This is a genomic window from Bradyrhizobium sp. LeoB3 (genome assembly GCF_055456055.1).
Genome location: NZ_JBVBEF010000062.1, coordinates 17,629 through 34,946, shown reverse-complemented (window position 1 = coordinate 34,946; position 17,318 = coordinate 17,629). Strand labels below are relative to the sequence as shown.

The 17,318-nt window shown below is 63.8% G+C and carries 19 protein-coding genes and 1 tRNA gene; 9 read left to right on the top strand and 11 right to left on the bottom strand.

What is annotated here, in order from left to right; translation table 11 throughout:
* Window positions 1-44: 44 nt before the first annotated feature.
* Both ACZXDY_RS30670 and ACZXDY_RS30665 read right to left on the bottom strand, forming a co-directional pair.
* Window positions 45-404: a VOC family protein gene (locus ACZXDY_RS30670; RefSeq protein WP_028163473.1), complete on the bottom strand. Its 360-nt coding sequence runs from the start codon at window positions 402-404 to the stop codon at window positions 45-47.
* A 57-nt stretch (window positions 405-461) separates the two neighbouring features.
* Window positions 462-1,301, bottom strand: a complete 840-nt coding sequence (locus ACZXDY_RS30665; RefSeq protein ID WP_028163474.1) for a helix-turn-helix transcriptional regulator — start codon at window positions 1,299-1,301, stop codon at window positions 462-464.
* Window positions 1,302-1,446: 145 nt separating this feature from the next.
* Here ACZXDY_RS30665 and ACZXDY_RS30660 point away from each other — a divergent pair.
* Window positions 1,447-1,520, top strand: a tRNA-Gly gene (locus ACZXDY_RS30660).
* A gap of 10 nt (window positions 1,521-1,530) precedes the next feature.
* Here ACZXDY_RS30660 and amaB read toward each other — a convergent pair.
* From amaB to ACZXDY_RS30640, 4 genes are all read right to left on the bottom strand, one after another.
* Window positions 1,531-3,048, bottom strand: a complete 1,518-nt coding sequence (amaB, locus tag ACZXDY_RS30655) for an L-piperidine-6-carboxylate dehydrogenase (RefSeq protein ID WP_464348079.1) — start codon at window positions 3,046-3,048, stop codon at window positions 1,531-1,533.
* Window positions 3,049-3,197: 149 nt separating this feature from the next.
* Window positions 3,198-4,256, bottom strand: a complete 1,059-nt coding sequence (locus ACZXDY_RS30650; protein ID WP_464348078.1) for a class I SAM-dependent methyltransferase — start codon at window positions 4,254-4,256, stop codon at window positions 3,198-3,200.
* A gap of 266 nt (window positions 4,257-4,522) precedes the next feature.
* Window positions 4,523-4,888 (bottom strand): nuclear transport factor 2 family protein, encoded by a 366-nt coding sequence (locus tag ACZXDY_RS30645; RefSeq protein WP_208830458.1) that lies wholly within the window; start codon window positions 4,886-4,888, stop codon window positions 4,523-4,525.
* Window positions 4,889-5,073: 185 nt separating this feature from the next.
* Window positions 5,074-5,289: a ChaB family protein gene (locus ACZXDY_RS30640; RefSeq protein WP_208830456.1), complete on the bottom strand. Its 216-nt coding sequence runs from the start codon at window positions 5,287-5,289 to the stop codon at window positions 5,074-5,076.
* A gap of 131 nt (window positions 5,290-5,420) precedes the next feature.
* Between ACZXDY_RS30640 and ACZXDY_RS30635 the strand changes: the two genes are divergently transcribed.
* The gene (locus tag ACZXDY_RS30635; protein WP_464348077.1) at window positions 5,421-6,575 is read left to right on the top strand and encodes an alpha/beta fold hydrolase; all 1,155 of its coding nucleotides are present in this window, start codon (window positions 5,421-5,423) and stop codon (window positions 6,573-6,575) included.
* Window positions 6,576-6,602: 27 nt separating this feature from the next.
* Here the strand turns inward: ACZXDY_RS30635 and ACZXDY_RS30630 are convergent, their stop codons facing one another.
* The 3 genes from ACZXDY_RS30630 to ACZXDY_RS30620 form a co-directional block, all read right to left on the bottom strand.
* Window positions 6,603-6,806, bottom strand: coding sequence for a hypothetical protein (locus tag ACZXDY_RS30630; protein ID WP_456640702.1), 204 nt, complete (start codon window positions 6,804-6,806; stop codon window positions 6,603-6,605).
* Between the two features lie 27 nt (window positions 6,807-6,833).
* Window positions 6,834-7,505: a helix-turn-helix domain-containing protein gene (locus ACZXDY_RS30625; protein WP_464348076.1), complete on the bottom strand. Its 672-nt coding sequence runs from the start codon at window positions 7,503-7,505 to the stop codon at window positions 6,834-6,836.
* 241 nt (window positions 7,506-7,746) lie between these two features.
* Window positions 7,747-8,583, bottom strand: a complete 837-nt coding sequence (locus ACZXDY_RS30620) for a universal stress protein (RefSeq protein ID WP_028163481.1) — start codon at window positions 8,581-8,583, stop codon at window positions 7,747-7,749.
* Window positions 8,584-8,886: 303 nt separating this feature from the next.
* Between ACZXDY_RS30620 and ACZXDY_RS30615 the strand changes: the two genes are divergently transcribed.
* Together ACZXDY_RS30615 and glk are read left to right on the top strand one after the other, a co-directional pair.
* Window positions 8,887-9,342, top strand: a complete 456-nt coding sequence (locus ACZXDY_RS30615) for a CBS domain-containing protein (protein ID WP_028163482.1) — start codon at window positions 8,887-8,889, stop codon at window positions 9,340-9,342.
* 203 nt (window positions 9,343-9,545) lie between these two features.
* A complete protein-coding gene (glk, locus tag ACZXDY_RS30610) occupies window positions 9,546-10,514 on the top strand; it encodes a glucokinase (RefSeq protein WP_464348075.1) in 969 nt (322 codons plus the stop codon).
* Between the two features lie 98 nt (window positions 10,515-10,612).
* On the opposite strand, the gene ACZXDY_RS30605 is transcribed toward glk, so the two are convergent.
* Both ACZXDY_RS30605 and ACZXDY_RS30600 read right to left on the bottom strand, forming a co-directional pair.
* Complete coding sequence (locus ACZXDY_RS30605) at window positions 10,613-10,963, bottom strand: RidA family protein (protein WP_028163484.1); 351 nt, start codon at window positions 10,961-10,963, stop codon at window positions 10,613-10,615.
* Window positions 10,964-11,028: 65 nt separating this feature from the next.
* Entirely contained in the window at window positions 11,029-12,687 is a 1,659-nt protein-coding gene (locus ACZXDY_RS30600; RefSeq protein WP_464348074.1) for an FAD-binding dehydrogenase, read from the bottom strand.
* Between the two features lie 271 nt (window positions 12,688-12,958).
* Here ACZXDY_RS30600 and ACZXDY_RS30595 point away from each other — a divergent pair, with 271 nt between their 5' ends.
* The 5 genes from ACZXDY_RS30595 to ACZXDY_RS30575 all read left to right on the top strand — a co-directional run bounded on the left by ACZXDY_RS30595 (window position 12,959) and on the right by ACZXDY_RS30575 (window position 17,217).
* Window positions 12,959-13,423 (top strand): hypothetical protein, encoded by a 465-nt coding sequence (locus ACZXDY_RS30595; RefSeq protein WP_028163486.1) that lies wholly within the window; start codon window positions 12,959-12,961, stop codon window positions 13,421-13,423.
* Between the two features lie 104 nt (window positions 13,424-13,527).
* Window positions 13,528-13,815: a hypothetical protein gene (locus ACZXDY_RS30590; protein WP_464348073.1), complete on the top strand. Its 288-nt coding sequence runs from the start codon at window positions 13,528-13,530 to the stop codon at window positions 13,813-13,815.
* A 23-nt stretch (window positions 13,816-13,838) separates the two neighbouring features.
* Window positions 13,839-14,429, top strand: coding sequence for an SCO family protein (locus tag ACZXDY_RS30585; RefSeq protein ID WP_028167642.1), 591 nt, complete (start codon window positions 13,839-13,841; stop codon window positions 14,427-14,429).
* 68 nt (window positions 14,430-14,497) lie between these two features.
* Window positions 14,498-15,415 (top strand): transporter substrate-binding domain-containing protein, encoded by a 918-nt coding sequence (locus tag ACZXDY_RS30580; protein WP_464348072.1) that lies wholly within the window; start codon window positions 14,498-14,500, stop codon window positions 15,413-15,415.
* A gap of 161 nt (window positions 15,416-15,576) precedes the next feature.
* Window positions 15,577-17,217 (top strand): lysine--tRNA ligase, encoded by a 1,641-nt coding sequence (locus ACZXDY_RS30575; RefSeq protein ID WP_464348071.1) that lies wholly within the window; start codon window positions 15,577-15,579, stop codon window positions 17,215-17,217.
* Window positions 17,218-17,318: the final 101 nt, after the last annotated feature.

Below are 17,318 nucleotides of genomic sequence, written 5' to 3'. Positions count from 1 at the left end.
GTAATGGTGGGCACGCTCCGCTTTGCCCACCCTGCGATCGCGGCTTACGCACACACCGCCTCGACATTGTTGCCGTCGGGGTCGATCAGGAACGCCGCGTAATAGGTCGGGCTGTAATCCTTGCGATGGCCGGCTGCGCCGTTGTCGCGGCCGCCGGCTTTCAATCCTTCGCTGTGGAATGTCTTGATCGCCTCGTGGTTCGGCGCGCGGAATGCGACATGGGCGCCGCCATTGCTCTTGCCCTTGTGCAGATGCAGCCACAGCGCCGGCTCGCCCTTCGGGCCGAAGCCGGCGCCACTGTCATCGCGCGAGCACAGGACATAGCCGAGCGGGGCAAGCGCTGCGGTATAGAAACGCACGCTGGCGTCGAGATCGCCGACGCGCAGTCCGATATGGTCATACATGATCGTTCTCCAGTGCTTTAGGCGCGCCTGATGACGCGCTGGACTGGAGGAGGCTAGCTAGTGCAGCGCCAGCCGTTCTTGGAAAATCTTGCGGTCGCCGCGCGACGCTTTTCGGAACGCATGCGGCGAGACGCCGGCGGCGCGGCGGAACGTGCGCACGAAATTGGAGAGATCGCCGAAACCGACGTCGTAGGCGATCTCGGTGACCGAGCTGTCGTCATCGGCCAAGCGGCGCGCCGCGTGGCGCAGCCGCGAGCGCACGAGATATTGATGCGGCGTCACGCCGAGGACGTCCGAGAACAGCCTGAGGAAATGGAACGCGCTGATGCCGGCCTGATCCGCCGCATCATCCAGCCCGATTTCTTGCTGCGAATGCGCATCGATCCACAGCGCGGCCTCGACCGCGCGGCGCCGATCGCGCAAGGCGGCTGTCACCGGCTTCGCCGCGCGCCCCGACACCACCTCGACGAAGCGGTTGGCCAAGAGATGGCCGGCCTCGTCAAGGCCGATGTCGCTGTTGCCATCTGCTGCCGTTTGCGCGAGTTCGCCCAGCACCATCAATTCCGGCAGCGGCGGCACCGATCCGATCTGCCAGACCGCGCGGCTGTCGCCGATCGCCTGCACCAGCTCCGGATGCAGGTAGAACGACAGGCATTCGTCGCCGCCGACATGGTCATGGGTGCAGGTATATTCGTCGCCGGGATGGCCGACCAGGATCGCGCCGGTCACCAGCTCATGGAAACGGCCGCGGCAATGGCAGCCGAAGCTGCCCTTGCGGACATAGGAAATCGAATGCGCATCATATTGTTCGGCAAACGGTTTCTCGCCGGGCACCGCGGTGCAGCGGAACTCGTTCACTGCAATGCGCTCACGCTGCAACAGCGGCCTTCGGATCATGCCCTAGGACTTAGCGATGCGCCCGCCGCGGCGCAACGCCCCAAGCAGCCCACCCGGAATCTGGACGTTTTCCGTTAAGGAGAACGCCAGAGGCGGCTTGGCGAAAGCCCCAGTCTCGGCTAATCAGGTGCGGAAAGCGAGATCCGCGGGCGTAGTTCAATGGTAGAACGGCAGCTTCCCAAGCTGCATACGAGGGTTCGATTCCCTTCGCCCGCTCCAATCCCTCGCGTCAGCCGACATCGAATTTGACGCCCTGCGCCAACGGCAGTTTGCGCGAATAGTTGATGGTGTTGGTGGCCCGCCTCATGTAGCCGCGCCAGGCGTCGGATCCGGATTCGCGGCCGCCGCCGGTTTCCTTCTCGCCGCCGAACGCGCCGCCGATTTCGGCGCCCGACGGGCCGATATTGACGTTGGCGATGCCGCAATCCGAGCCGACTGCGGACAAGAAGGTCTCGGCCTCGCGGATGTCGGTCGTGAAGATCGACGATGCGAGCCCCTGCGGCACCCCATTGTGGCTGGCGATCGCCTCGCCAAGATCGCGGTAGCGCATCACGTACAGGATTGGAGCGAACGTCTCGCGCGGCACCGGGCCGGTTTGGGCCGGCATCTCGACCAGGGCAGGCGCAACGTAATAGGCGGCTTGTGATTGATGATCCACGCGGGTGCCGCCATGCACCTTGCCGCCGAGCGAGGTTGCTTCCTCCAGCGCACGGCCCATCGCCTCGAAGGCGGCTGCATCGATCAGCGGGCCGACCAAAGTGCGCGACTCGCGCGGGTCGCCGATGGTGACGGAACGGTAGACGCGGCTGAGCCTCGAGACGAAATCATCGGCGATGCTTTCGTGCACGAACAGGCGGCGCAGCGAGGTGCATCGCTGGCCGGCGGTGCCGATCGCGGAGAACGCGATGCTGCGCAGAGCGAGGTCCTGATCGGCGGAGGGCGTGACGATCGCGGCGTTGTTGCCACCGAGCTCGAGAATGGCCCGGCCAAAGCGCGCGGCGACGCGCGGGCCGACCTGCTTGCCCATCCGCGTCGATCCGGTGGCCGACAGAATGGCGACGTCGGGGTGATCGACCAGGACTTCGCCGATCGTGCGGTCGCCCTGCACCAGTTCGGCGAGACCCTGCGGCGCATCGCCGAAACGCGCGAGCGCACGCTCAATGATCGCCTGCACCGCGCAGGCGGTCAGCGGCGTTTTCTCCGAAGGCTTCCACACCACGGCGTTGCCGCAGACCAGCGCAAGCGCTGCATTCCAGCACCACACGGCAACCGGAAAGTTGAACGCCGTGATGATGCCGCATACGCCGGCCGGATGCCAGGTCTCCATCATCCGATGACCGGGGCGTTCGGACGCGATCGTCAATCCATAAAGCTGGCGCGATAGCCCGACGGCGAAGTCGCAGATGTCGATCATCTCCTGGACCTCTCCGAGTCCCTCGGAGAGGATCTTGCCGGCCTCGATCGTCACCAGTCGCCCGAGCTGGTCTTTCGAGCTGCGTAGTTCCTCGCCGAGCAGGCGCACCAGTTCGCCGCGGCGCGGGGCAGGGACAGTTCGCCAAGCCAGGAACGCGCTGCGCGCGCGGGCGATCGCCGCGCGCATGTCGTCATCGCTTCCAGGCTTGAGACGCCCGATCACCTCGCCGTCGATCGGCGAGCGGGCGATCAGACTGCCGTCGGCGACGAAGGCCGGCAGAGCCCGCAGCTTCGTCAGGAGATCGATGGCTTCGTTGGCGACAGAGGTACTCATGGCAGATGTCCTCGGATCAGCGGTCGCGCATGTCAGCGCCTGCCTCGATCCGTTAGCAAGTCCCGCAAGCGCTCGTCCGCGTCAAGTCCATCCGCCGCCACGCGAAGAAACTTCGCGCGGCGGCGCTGCGTGCTGGCGTTATCGCGCTGTTATGGCCGTGCTTCCAGGATCAGGTTGAACGGCGTTTCGGTGGCGCGCCGGAACCTGGTGAAGCCGGCTTCGCGGGCGATCTCGCGCAGCCTGGCCTCGCCAGCCTGCGCGCCCAGGGCGAGCCCGACCTCCTGGTCGAGGGAGGCCGGCGTGCAGACCATGGTCGAGGCCGCATAGTAGACCCGCCCGATCGGATTGAGATTGTCCTCCAGCCGGTCGTTGGCGAAGGGCTCGACCAGCATGCAGGTGCCATCCTTGGCCATGGTGCTGCGGGTATGCTTGAGCGCACCGACCGGGTCGCCCATGTCGTGCAGGCAGTCGAAGAAGCACACGAGATCGTAGCTGTTGGCAGGAAAAGTCTTTGCGGTGTGGGTCTCGAAGTGCATGCGATCGGACAGTCCCGCATCCCGCGACAGCTCGCGCGCGGCCTGGACCGAGCCCTCGTGATAGTCGAACCCGAAGAATGTGGATTTCGGAAACGCTTCCGCCATCAGCCGGGTCGATATGCCATGCCCGCAACCGACATCGGCGACCTTCGCGCCCCGCTTCAATTTGTCGACGACGCCCTCGAGCGAAGGCAGCCATTCCTGCACCAGATGATGCTTGTAGCCGGTGCGAAAGAAGCGCGCCGTTCCGCAGAACAGGCATTCGCTGCGCTTGTTCCAGCCAACGCCCTTGCCGGTCTTGAAGGCGTCGGAAATCTTCTGCTCGTCGAGGAATGTCGCCGCTACGACGTTGCCGACCGCGCCCAGGAAAACCGGGCTTTCGTCGTCGGCCAGCGCCATGGCCTGTTCCGGCAACATCGAGAACTTTCCGGATTTGGTGTCGTATTCGACGTAGCCCGAGGCCGCTTGCGCCGACAGCCACTCGCGCACATAGCGTTCCGCGGTGCCTGTCGCTTCCGCCAGCTCTGCGGAGTTCATCGGTCCCTTCTCGGCCAACGCCTTGTAGAGGCCGAGCCTGTCACCGATCAGCATCAGCGACGCGTTCATCGCGGCGCCGATGTCACCAATCATCTTGCCCATGAAAGAGTTCAGGCGGTCACTATCAACTTCCATGATATGCCTCCGTTGAAATTGCTTTTCACCGAAACTGTCACATCGACGCTGCGCAAAGCGACACTTGCGGGATGCAAAACCGCTTCATCGTAGCGCGCGATAATGGTGTGGGAGGTCAGGCGTTACTTCTCACGACAGCGAGATCGCCGTCACAAGCGCGCGAGCGGTAACGTAAACTTGCTCCGCTCTATTCTTTCTTCTCGGCAGTGCATGGCAGCGAGGCTGACGGATGTTGCGTCGGCAACACCGCCATGCGCCGCGTCGTATCACGCGCCCTGCGGCACCTGGTCGAGGAAGCCGGTGATGCTCTTGATGCGGCCGTCCTTCAGCACCGCGAAGTCCGTGCCCTTGATCGGGCTGTCGGCGCCGTCGGGACCAAGGCCCCAGCAAAAGCGGAGATGGTCGCCGAAACCGTTGGGTTCGCCGATCAGTTTGAACTTGAAGGCCGGAAATTTTTCCTGGACGCCTGATATCAGCGCATCGACGCCTTCATGGCCGTCGCCGCTCATCAGCGGATCGACATAGCGTGCGTCCGTGGTCCAGTTCTCGGCCAGTATCTCACGGCGCCGGCTCGGCGTGCGCTCGTTCCACAGTTCGATATAGCGGCTTGCGATGGTTTTGTGGTCGGTCATCTTGCTCTCCTTCGCGTGTCGCCGAATGGATCGGCTGCTGCGGACTATCGGATGTTGGCGTGAGCTAATCGATTACTTCCGAGGTCATCGCCGGTCGCTTGGAAATCTGCGGTGATGCGCGAAACCGGATCACGTGCCAGCCGTTGGTTTCGCGCTAGAGCAATTCGAACAAAACTCTTCAGGTTCTAGATTCCGGGTCTCTGGATCCAATGATCGCCGACCTTCTCATAGGATCGCTTCACCGCCGCCCAGGCGGTCCGGTGTGCGATCTCCTCTTGCCTGATGTCGCCCGCATGCGCGGCAAAGGAATGGTTGAAGGCTTCGCGATAGATGTCCTGGGCATGCGGAGGCAGATGGCTGCGAACCGGAAATGGCAGATCCGCATTCGAGGGATAGGGCATGGACAACTCCCCTGCTAACCCGCTCTGGCCAGCGCTAATATGGTGGTCCTATATTGTCCACGCTTGATCGAGGTCAAACCTTCCGCTGATGCCTGTCCGACCATGGCGCCGGCGAGCAAAGGGGGGTGAGCTTGAGTGAAAAGAGCAGACCACCGCAAGAGAAGCCCAGCGCCGACACGGATTGGGCGGTGCAGACGCTGCTATGGCCAATGGCAGCCACGCGATTGGCGCTGGAAGCCTATCTGCATTGGTTCGCTGGTCGCGAGCCCACGCCGTCCGAGCCGGAGAACGAAACGCCGCCCCCCTGGTCCACGCCGAACGTGATCGCGCTGCAGCTCGCCTCGATGCGGCTGCGGGATTTTTCACGCAAGGCGACGGGCCAGCCGCTTCTGATCTGCGCCCCCTTTTCGCTGCACGAGGCCTTGGTCGCCGATTTCGCGCCCGGCCATAGCCTGGTGCAGGCCCTGCAACAGGGCGGCATGGATCGCATCTATGTCACCGACTGGTGCTCGGCGACATCAGAGATGCGCTATCTTTCGATCGACAGCTATCTCGCCGACCTCAACGTGGCCGTCGATGACATCGGCGCACCGGTCGATCTCATCGGCTTGTGCCAGGGCGGGTGGCTGTCGCTGGTCTATGCCGCCCGTTTTCCGCACAAGGTGCGGCGGCTCGTGCTCGCCGGTGCGCCGGTCGATGTCTCCGTGCCCTCAGATCTGTCGCGGATGGTGGCAAGTGTGCCCGAGGCAGCGTTCGACGAGCTGGTGCACCAGGGAGAGGGCATCATAAGCGGCAAGCATACGCTTCGCTTCTGGAGCATGCCGCTCACCCTCCAGGACGTCGAAGCGACCTTGCAGAGGGATGTCGGTGATGGATCCGAACAGGGGGCGGCACTGCTGGCACGCTTCGAGCGCTGGGATCGCAAGCTGCTGGATTTGCCGGGAACCTTTTATATCGAGGCGACCAACTGGATCTTCCGCGAGAACCGGATCGCCCAGGGACGATTCATCGCGCTTGGCCACAAGATCGATCTCGCCGATGTGACGGTTCCGGTTTTCCTGCTGGCAGCAGAGAAGGACATTGTCGTGCCGCTCGAGCAGGCACTCGCCACGGCGCGCCTGCTCGGCACGCCGCCGCAATGGCTGGAGCAGTCCTCCGAGCCGTGCGGTCACCTCGGTCTTTTCATGGGGCGCGAGAGCTTGGGCCGTTCGTGGCGCCGGATCATCCGCTGGCTCCAGGCCGGTGGCGACGATGTTTCGGAACCAAGGCCCAGGATCAGGGCGTGAAACGAAAGCTTTCGGCGGGGAGCCGGGCTATCTCAACTCGGCTAGTGCGAGCGGACGCATCGCATCGGGCGCGGCAATATGCTGGACAATGGGCTGCCGGCGCGAAGCCTCGGTCCGGTCGCTGCTTCGGCCATGAACCGCCAGCAGCATGATCGCGAGTGCGGCAGCAGCACCAAGCGCAATGATCTTGCGATGGGTGCCACGATCCGCGCTGATCAATGAATGGTTCATGGCACATCGCGGTCGATTCTATCCTCGTCAGGCGTTCAGCCGGTTTAGCGCAGCCCGGTTCCGCAATTCGATCCGGCGCGAGGTCGCCAGCGTGATGGCGCCGGATTGTTCCAACTGGGTGAAGGTGCGCGACACGGTCTCGATGGTGAGGCCGAGGTAGTCGGCAATGTCCTGGCGCGACATCGCAAGTTCGATCGAATTCGTGCTGGCGGTGCGGCGGGCGATATCGAGCAGGAATCCCGCGACCCGCTCCTCGGCCGTCTTGATCAGGAGCAGCATGTGATTGCGGAAGCGCTGCAGTTCGCGCGTGGTGGCATCCCAAAGCTGCTGCGACAGATCCTTCTCGCGCTCGGCACGCAGCATCACCGCGCTGCGCTTGACGATCAGGACCTGCGCCCCGTTCACGGCCTCGGCGGAAGACGAGTGCGTTTCGCCCGCCTCAAAGCCGAAGATGTCGCCCGGCAGATAGAAGCCGCCGATCTGGCGCCGGCCGTCTTCCAGCACCTTGTAGGCGCGGACGGTGCCAGAGACTACCTGATAGAGATATTCGGCTTCGTCACCTTCGCCGTAGATCTCGGCATTGCGCGCATATTGAAAGGGCGTGCCCATCAGCGCAAGCGGTCCCTGCATGGCCGGGCTTCCGAGACGGTGCGGCGTGCTCGCGGCCTGGATGACGGGGCGGGAAGCGTCGGTGTGCATGGCGGGCTCCTTCAAATCATCTGATGGAGCCAGAGTGCCTGCCTGCACCGCGCCTGAAAATTCGGAGTCCTTCCCTAAGGAAGATTACGGACCCTAAGGAATGTTACGGAGGGCTGGGACCCAGACAATCGTCATTGCGAGCGTAGCGAAGCAATCCATGGCTCCATGTGCGGAACGATGGATTGCTTCGCTGCGCTCGCAATGACGGACGATACGCGACGGCGGAGGCCCGCCAGCCAGATCAATGCGACATCAGTGTCGGTACCGTCATGCACTGGAGCATCTCGCGGGTGACGCCGCCGAGCAACCGTTCCTGCAGCCGCGAATGCCCGTAACCGCCCATCACCAGCAGATCGAGGCTCTCGTCGGCCGCTACGGACAGGATGGCCGGCTGGATTTCGGAGTGCGCGGCCGGGAAGGCCATGATCTTGGCCGGCAGTCCAAGCCGCGCCAGATGTTCGACGAGGCGCTGCGGGCTTGCTTCGTCGGGAATCGCCCCCGGATTGCCGATGGAAATGATCGTGAGCGCGTCGGCGTGCCGCAGCAGCGGCATGGCATCCCGCAGCGCACGGCCGGCAAGGCGGCTTCCGTCCCAGCAAATTCCGATGCGCCGCGCCGCGAATGCGCCGCGGAAGGTATAGGGCATGAACAAGACCGGGCCGCCTGACTGGAACAGGACTTCCTGCGGCACGTCGTTGTCGAATGTATCGCGGTCGGGTTCCGGCTGCAGGACGACGGTGAGATCATGAAGCCGGGCGCTGGCGCCGGCGATCGCGATTGCCTCGCCTGGTGTCGCGCTCATGGTGCGGCAGGTATACGAAATCCCTGCGTGCTTCGCCTCGACCTCGAAAACGAGCATCGCGGCCTCTGCGCGCTCCAGCGCGTGCTGCCGGGTCTCCTCGACGATCATGGCGACCGCAGCGCCGCCGGCCGCGGCGATCGGAACATTGGCAGTCTCGTAGGCGACGGACAGCGCGTCGAGGTGGGCGCCGTACGTCATGGTCAGCAGCACGGCGCCGTCAATCACCGGCCGCGCCGGACGTTCGGAAGGGATAAGCACCAATAGGTTCTTGAACATCGTCATTCTCCCCCACAATTGGTGGCAATCGGTCCGAATTGGACGCAGCCATAAGAGCACAACGGCCGATCCAGGTATTGATCCAGGTCAGAGGGCGCCGTCGTCATTTTGACGCACATCAAGGTCCGGCTGGCTCGCCGGTGCACGCTGGAGCTTAGGTTCTGATTGAACCAGAGCCGAAGCTCTAGATTTTTGCTTTGACGCGTTTTCTTCCCGCGAACCGGTGCCCACCCTCGGATCAAGTCCGAGGGCATGCTTCGCTCGAAAACGCTCTCGCGACCCGAGCCTGTTTGGAGAGAAACAATGCTGGCAACGGATGTCATGCGAACCTGCTTCGCCACCATAAAGCCGAACGCGCCGCTGCTCGATGCCGTCCACCTGCTCCTGGAAACCACCCAGCGTGGCTTGCCTGTGATCGACGATGATGGATCTTTGGTCGGCATCATCTCCGAAGGTGATTTCCTGCATCGCCAGGAGCTGGGCGTGACTGGCCCCGCAGGGTTCCTGCTCGAATTGATGCTCGGAAGAGCGGAGGGTCATCTGATGCGCGAGCGAACGCACGCGTTGCGCGTCGATGCCGTCATGACGCGGGATCCCGTCCGCGTGGATGAGACCGCGACGGTTGACGATGTCGTTACGCGAATGGACGCGCACCAGATATCGCAGGTGCTGGTGGTCCGCGACGGCAAGCCCATCGGAATCGTTGGCCGGACGCAGTTGCTCATCGCGCTCGAACGTTGTTTGAGCCCGCAACACTGACGAAGGGGCGGCGGGCTATTCGCAGCGTTTTCGGCCTGGGTTGCGTTGATAAACCCACGCAGCGACCGATTCCCAAAACCTCCGTGCGGTGGTACTCGGACCTCATCGCCGCCAGCCAGCCGGCAGGCGCGGACCGGAACCGGCAAGCGGCTGCGCCGAAAGATGGGCGCGTGCTGATCGGAACTCGACAGGAAACGGAGTCAATGACCGGGACCAGCCAAGCATTGCTCGCCGATATCGGCGGCACCAATGCGCGTTTCGCGCTCGTCAGGGGTGGTCAGATCGGCCCCATCGAACATGTCAAGGTCGCCGACTATCCGAACTCGGCGGAGGCGATCGCTGCCTTCCTCGCCCGCCACGCGACGGGCGGCGTTGCCACTGCGGCGATTTTCGGCATCGCGGGCCCGATCGAGAACAACCGCGTGGTGCTGACCAACAGCCCGTGGATGTTCGATGCGGCCAGCCTGCGCCAGCAATTCGCCTTCACGGCTGTGCATCTGCTCAATGATTTCGAGGCGCTGGCCTGGTCGCTCCCGGCACTGGGGACTTCCGACCTGGTATCGCTCGGCGGCCGAACTCCGGTCGCCGGCGCTCCCATGCTCGTGGTCGGGCCGGGGACCGGCTTTGGCGCGTCCTGCCTGGTTCCGGCGAGCAAGCCGCCCGTGGCAGTTGTCACCGAAGCCGGCCATGCCACCTTGCCGGCAACGTCGGAACGGGAGGAGCGGGTGATCGATCACCTGCGCGGGCGCTTCGGTCACGTCTCGATCGAACGTGTGCTATCGGGGTCCGGCCTCGCCAATCTCTATGACGCCCTGAACGCCATCGACGGCGCCGGCGCGCCCGCGCGCGATGCGGCCTCGATCACGCAGGCCGCGCTTGACGGGAGCTGCGCGACGAGCCGGGCGGCGCTTGACATGTTCTGCGCGATGCTCGGCATGGTCTGCGGCAATCTGGCGCTGACCTTCGGCGCCCGCGGCGGCGTCTATATCGCCGGCGGCATCGTACCTCGTTTCGTCGATCATCTGGCGGGATCGGGTTTTGGCACGGGCTTCACCAGCAAAGGCCGGTTCGATGCCTATCTGCGGGAGATTCCGGTCCATGTCATCACCAGGCCCGATGTGACTTTCGTCGGGCTCAAGGCGTTCTTCGAGACCAACGTCGCGGCGGCATAGGTCGCTTCGACGATGGAAGTCGCTCGATCACGCTCGACGAAATGCACGATGCCGGCCGCGCGTCACGGCCGGCATCGCCATTCTCGAGTAAGGCGCGCTTACTTCGCCGCGGTCACCATGATCTCGACAGTGTATTGCGGCGCCGCCAGCTTGGCCTCGACGGTGGCGCGCGCCGGCGTGTTGCCTGCCGACACCCAGCGGTCCCACACGGCGTTCATCTCGGGAAACGTCTTCATGTCGGTGATGTAGATCGTCGTCGTCAGCAATTTCGATTTGTCGGTGCCGGCCTTTGCCAGATGGCCGTCGATGATCGAGAGGATCTCCTCGGTCTGTTTCGTCACGCTTTCACCGGCCGTCTTGTTGGCGACGATCCCGGCCAGATACACCGTGTCGCCATGCACGACGACCTGGCTCATCCGCGGCCCGGTTTCAAAACGCTGAATGGTCATATTGTTCTCCCGTTGATTGGCGGGTGACTACCTAGCGCAGTCGCTTAACACTGGCGAGTCGCGATTTATCCCACCGCCTTCGCCGCGGCGCGTCCCGCATTTCGGCCGGAGAACAGGCAGCCGCCGAGGAAAGTCCCCTCCAGCGAACGATAGCCATGCATGCCGCCGCCGCCGAATCCTGCGGCTTCGCCGACGGCGTAGAGTCCCCGGATGATCTCGCCGTCGTGGCCGAACACACGTGAATCGAGATCGGTCTCAAATCCGCCGAGTGTCTTGCGGGTGAGGATGTTGAGCTTCACCGCGATCAGCGGTCCATGCGCGGGATCGAGGATGCGATGCGGCGCGGCGGTGCGGATCAGGCGGTCGCCGATATATTTGCGCGCATTGTGCAGGTTCATCACCTGCGCGTCCTTCACGTAAGGATTCGTGATCTCGCGGTCACGCGCCTCGATCTGCGTCCGGATGTGATCGAGCTTCAACAGGTTGTCGCCGGAAAGCTGGTTCATCGCAGCGATGAGATCCTCGAGCCTGTCGCGCACAATGAAGTCGACGCCGTGTTTTTTGAACGCTTCCACCGGCGCCGGCGCGCCTTTGTTGGTCGCGCGCTTGATCGTCATGCGCCAGCTCTTGCCGGTGAGATCGGGGTTCTGCTCGGAGCCCGAGAGCGCGAACTCCTTCTTGATGATGCTCTGGGTCAGGATGAACCAGGAATAATCATAGCCGGTGCCCATGATGTATTGCAGTTGCCCGAGCGTGTCGGAGCCCGGAAACAGCGGCGCCGGCAGCCGCCGTCCCGTCGCATCGAACCACACCGATGACGGCCCGGGCAGGATGCGGATGCCGTGCTTCGGCCAGATTGGATTCCAGTTCTGGATGCCCTCGACGTAGTGCCACATCCGGTCGCGGTTGATCAGCCGCGCGCCGCTCGCCTCGGTGATGCCGATCATGCGGCCGTCGACATGTGCGGGCACGCCGGAGATCATGTGCTGCGGCGGTTCGCCCAATCGCTTCGGCCAGTTCTGCCGCACCAGCTCATGATTGCCGCCGATGCCGCCGGACGCCACGATCACGGCTGGCGCGCGCAGCGAGAATTCGCCGACCACATTGCGCGAGGTGCTCTTGCCGCGCTCCACATTGGTCGGCTCGAGGATCGCGCCGGTGACGCCGTCGATCGCACCGTTCGTCACCGACAGCGCATCGACGCGATGGCGAAACTTGAAGATCAGCCTGCCGCTCTTTTCGGCCTCGCGTGCGCGGCGCGCGAACGGCTCGACGATGCCGGGCCCGGTGCCCCAGGTGACGTGGAAACGCGGCACCGAATTGCCATGGCCCATCGCGTCATAGCCGCCGCGCTCGGCCCAGCCGACGATCGGAAACAGGCGATGGCCCATCGCGCGCAGCCAGTCGCGCTTTTCACCAGCGGCGAAAGCGACGTAGGCTTCCGCCCAACGCCGCGGCCAATGGTCTTCGTCGCGATCGAAGCCCGCGGTTCCCATCCAGTCCTGCAGCGCGAGCGCGTGAGAGTCCTTGATGCCGAGCCGGCGCTGTTCCGGCGAATCGACCAGGAACAATCCTCCGAACGACCAGAACGCCTGGCCCCCGAGCGATTGTTCGCCTTCCTGCTCGACCACGATGACGCGTTTTCCGGCATCTGTAATCTCTGTGGCGGCAACAAGGCCTGCCAGACCCGCGCCCACCACAATGACGTCTACATCCTCAGCCATGTCTTTCTTCCCCCGAGTTCCCTTTGAATGAGACCTGCACGTTCGCGCGCGGTCAACGGCAAAGGGAGCTTGGCGGCCGTTCCGCGAGGACACGGTAAGGTTGTTTCAGTTTGGGACCTCTCATCCGCAAACTGCAGCGTGTGCGCAACACTCGATTTGAATTTGTTTTGATCGAGCTGTGACGGCTGGACAAAAATCCAGACCCGCAACACGCTGGCCAAAGTCTTGCATCACTAAGATCAACGGATTCGATATTCGACTGGGGCAGGCCATGAAGTTGATGACGGGGTTGCTCGCGGCGGTTCTCCTGCTGGCGGGTATGGGGGCTTCGCATGCGGTGGTGCGGATCGCCGACGATCGTGGCGGCAGGATCGGCACTTACGTCGACAGATATCAAGGCCTTCGCAGTTCCGGCGAAACCGTCATCATCGACGGCCTCTGCGCATCGGCCTGCACCATCGTGCTGGGTGCGGTTCCGCATAATCGGATCTGCGTCACCTCGCATGCCAATCTCGGTTTCCACGCTGCATGGGATTTCGGCGCCAACGGCCGCGCCATCACCAATCCCGAAGCGACCCAGATGCTGTACTCGATGTACCCGACCTCGATCCGCCGCTGGATCGCCTCCCGCGGCGGCCTCACCCCGAGGATGATCTTCCTGCGCGGCAAGGCCCTGCAGGCCATGTTCCGGCCCTGCTACCTCGACGCCCAGGCCTCCGCCAACCGGGCGCGCTAGAGGCGCCGGTCGCCCTCTGCCGTCATGGCCGGGCTTGACCCGGCCATCCACGTTCTTGACGTCAAGGAAGACGTGGATGCCCGGGTCAAGCCCGGGCATGACGAGTGGCGATAGCTCCGAAATTCCCTCCACATGATGTGACGGCGCGCCGCAGCATTGCGCTTGCCGGGCGGCGGAACCGGGCTTATTTCAAGCACATGGTTCAGCCGGTTTCCGCCTCTCATGGAATGACCGCGCCGGCCTCGGCACAGGGCAAGGCGGCGTCCGCCATCGCCTGGGGTGCCGCGGGGCTGGGCGCGTTCGTCGTGCTGGGCGCGGGCGCGCTCTGGTTCCATTACGGCACGGCGGTGTTCTTTGAGACCATCGCGGCCGGCGTCTCGGCCTGTTTCTGATCACCAATAAGAGGAATTTTTTCATGGATCGGACCACCCGCCCGCTCGTGATCGTGGCTGCCTTCGCCGGCAGCCTGGCGATCGGGCTATTGCTGTTGTTCTGGACGATGGGCGGCCTGCGCAGCATGACCACCCCGTCGGCGATCGGCGGCCCGTTCCAGCTCACCGACCAAGCCGGCCAGACCATCACCGACAAGAGCCTGAAGGGCAAGCCGACCCTGATCTTCTTCGGCTTCACCCATTGCCCCGACGTCTGCCCGACCTCGCTGTTCGAGATTTCCGAAGTGCTGCGGGCGATGGGCACGGACGCCGACAAGGTGAACGCCTATTTCGTCTCGGTCGATCCGGAGCGCGACACCGCGGCGGCGATGAAGGACTACCTCTCCAGCTTCGACCCGCATCTGAAGGGCCTCACCGGCAACCCCGATGCCATCGCCAAGGTGCTGTCGGCCTACCGCGTCTACGCCAAGAAGGTCCCGCTCAAGGACGGCGACTACACAATGGACCACACCGCGCTGATCTATCTGATGGACCGCGACGGCAAGTTCGTCTCACCGTTCAACCTCAAACGCAGCCCGGAAGAAGCTGCGGCCGACCTCAAGCGCTATCTCTGAGCTAAAGCCTCGCATCATGCCCCGGATGGTCTATAAGGCCGTCCAATTCCGCAACATTGCCCGGCCGAATGCCTGATCAGACCGCCCCGCTCGACATCTCCCGTTCTATCCGCGCCATGGCCGGATGGCTGGTCGTGGCGGCGTTGGCTGTTTTTAGCGGCGCGGCGAATGCACAAACCCCACAGCCGCAAACGCCGCCGAAGCCGCCCGTCGAGGCGGCGCCGCAGGCGGTGCCTGGTTTCTGGGATCCGCGGCGCCGGCCTGAACGGCCGGATCTGTCGCGCATCACCGTGATCCGGTTCCTGACTGAAACCGATTATCCGCCGTTCAACTTCACCGGTCCTGACGGCAATCCGGCCGGTTTCAATGTCGACCTGGCGCGCGCGATCTGCGAGGAGATCAAGGTCACCTGCACCATCCAGATGCGCCGCTTCGAGACGCTGGTGGATGCGCTCGCCACCAACAGGGGCGATGCCATCATCGCCTCGATGGCGGTGACGCCGCAATTGCGCACAAGGGTCGATTTCTCCGATCCTTATTACCGCGCGCCGGCCCGCTTCGTGTCCCAGCGCAATGCCGTGATGCCGGAAGTGCGGCCGGAATATCTCGAAGGCAAGAAGGTCGGCGTCATCGGCGGCACCGCGCACGAAGCCTATCTGAAGGCGATGTTCACCGACGCCGAGCTCCACACTTATCCAAATGACGACGCGCTCCGGCAGGCGCTTCGCCGCGGCGAGGTCGATTTCATCTTCGGCGACGCGATCGCGCTCGCGTTCTGGATCAACGGCACCGATTCGGCCGAATGCTGCGCCTTCTCCGGCGGCCCCTTCGTCGAGAGCCGCTTCTTCGGCGAGGGCATCGGCATTGCGGTGCGCAAGGGCAACGACCTGCTCCGGCAGGCGTTGAACTGGGCGCTGTTCCGGCTCTGGGAAAAAGGCCGCTACACCGATCTGTGGCTGCGCTATTTTTCCGTCAGCCCGTTTTAGGAGTTTTCGTACTCCGTCATTCCGGGATGGTCCGAAGGACCAGACCCGGAATCTCGAGATTCCGGGTTCGATGCTGTCGCATCGCTCCGGAATGACAGCTTCGCCGCTATTTTGCATTTTGCCGCGGAGGCCGTTAGTTTCCGCGGCCTTGGAGACCCCTGATGTCCGTGACTGACCTTGCCGCAAGCCCGAGCGACCTGCGTGCGCTCGCCGAACAATCCAACGCCTGGCCGTTCGAGCAGGCGAAAGCGATTGTCGCGCGGCTGAAAAAAAATCCGAAGGATGAGGTGCTGTTCGAGACCGGCTATGGCCCGTCCGGCCTGCCCCATATCGGCACCTTCGGCGAGGTCGCGCGCACCACCATGGTGCGCCACGCCTTCCGCGTGCTCACGGAGGACAAGATCAAGACGCGTCTGCTCGCCTTCTCCGACGACATGGATGGCCTGCGCAAGGTGCCGGACAATGTCCCGAACAAGGAGCTGCTGGAGCAGCACCTCGGCATGCCGCTGACGAAGGTGCCTGATCCCTTCGGCACGCATCCGAGCTTCGGCGAGCACAACAATGCGCGGCTGCGTGCCTTCCTCGATCAGTTCGGCTTCGACTACGAATTCGCCAGCTCGACCGACTACTACACCTCGGGCCGCTTCGACGCCGCGCTGCTGCGGATGCTGGAGCGGATCGAGAAGGTGATGGCGATCATGCTGCCCTCGCTCCGCGAGGAGCGCGCCGCGAGCTATTCGCCGTTCCTCCCGATCTGCCCGCGCACCGGGCTTGTGCTCTACGTGCCTGTGACCGCACATGACGCCAAGGCCGGCACGATCTCCTATGAAGACCCCGAGACGAAGGAGAGCGTCACGGTCCCCGTCACCGGCGGCCGCTGCAAATTGCAGTGGAAGCCGGATTGGGCGATGCGCTGGTATGCGCTCGGCGTCGACTATGAGATGGCCGGCAAGGACCTGATCGATTCGGTGAAGCTGTCGGGCAAGATCTGCGCGGCGCTCGGCGGCACGCCGCCGGAAGGCTTCAACTACGAGCTCTTCCTCGACGACAAAGGCCAGAAGATCTCGAAGTCGAAGGGCAACGGGCTCACAATCGACGAATGGCTGCGCTATGCCTCGCCGGAATCGCTGTCGCTGTTCATGTATCGCGAGCCGAAGGCGGCCAAGCGGCTCTATTTCGACGTGATCCCGCGCAATGTCGACGAATACCAGCAGTTCGTCGACGCCTTCCCGCGTCAGGAAGGGCGGCAGCAATTGCAGAATCCGGTCTGGCACATCCACTCCGGCCATCCGCCGAAGGTGGACATGCCCGTCACCTTCCAGCTTCTGCTGACGCTGGTGTCGTCGTCGAATGCGGAGAATGCCGAGACCTTGTGGGGCTTCATCGGCCGCTATCGCCCGGGCGTGACGCCGCAGACGCATCCGAAGCTGGATGCGATGGTCGGCTATGCCATCAACTACTACCGCGACTTCGTCGCGCCCTCGAAGCAATTCCGCGAGCCGACCGAGAGCGAGCGTGCGGCGTTGCAGGATTTGCGCGATGCGCTATCCAACATGCCGGCGGACTCGACGGCAGAGGACATCCAGAACGTGGTCTACGAGATCGGCCGCCGCGAGCCGTTCCTCGATCCCGTGAAGAAAGGCAAGGACGGCCGCCCCGGCGTCTCGCTCGACTGGTTCAACATGCTCTACCAGGTGCTGCTCGGCCAGGAGAAAGGCCCGCGCTTCGGCTCCTTCGTCGCGGTCTACGGCCTCCAGAACGCCGTCAACATGATCGACGGCGCACTGGCAAGGTCGTCGTAGCTCTCTGGATTCGTCATGCGCGGGCTTGACCCGCGCATCCATCCAGCTTCGCAAGACTCTTTTGGTCGATGGATTGCCGGGTCAGGCCCGGCAATGACAGC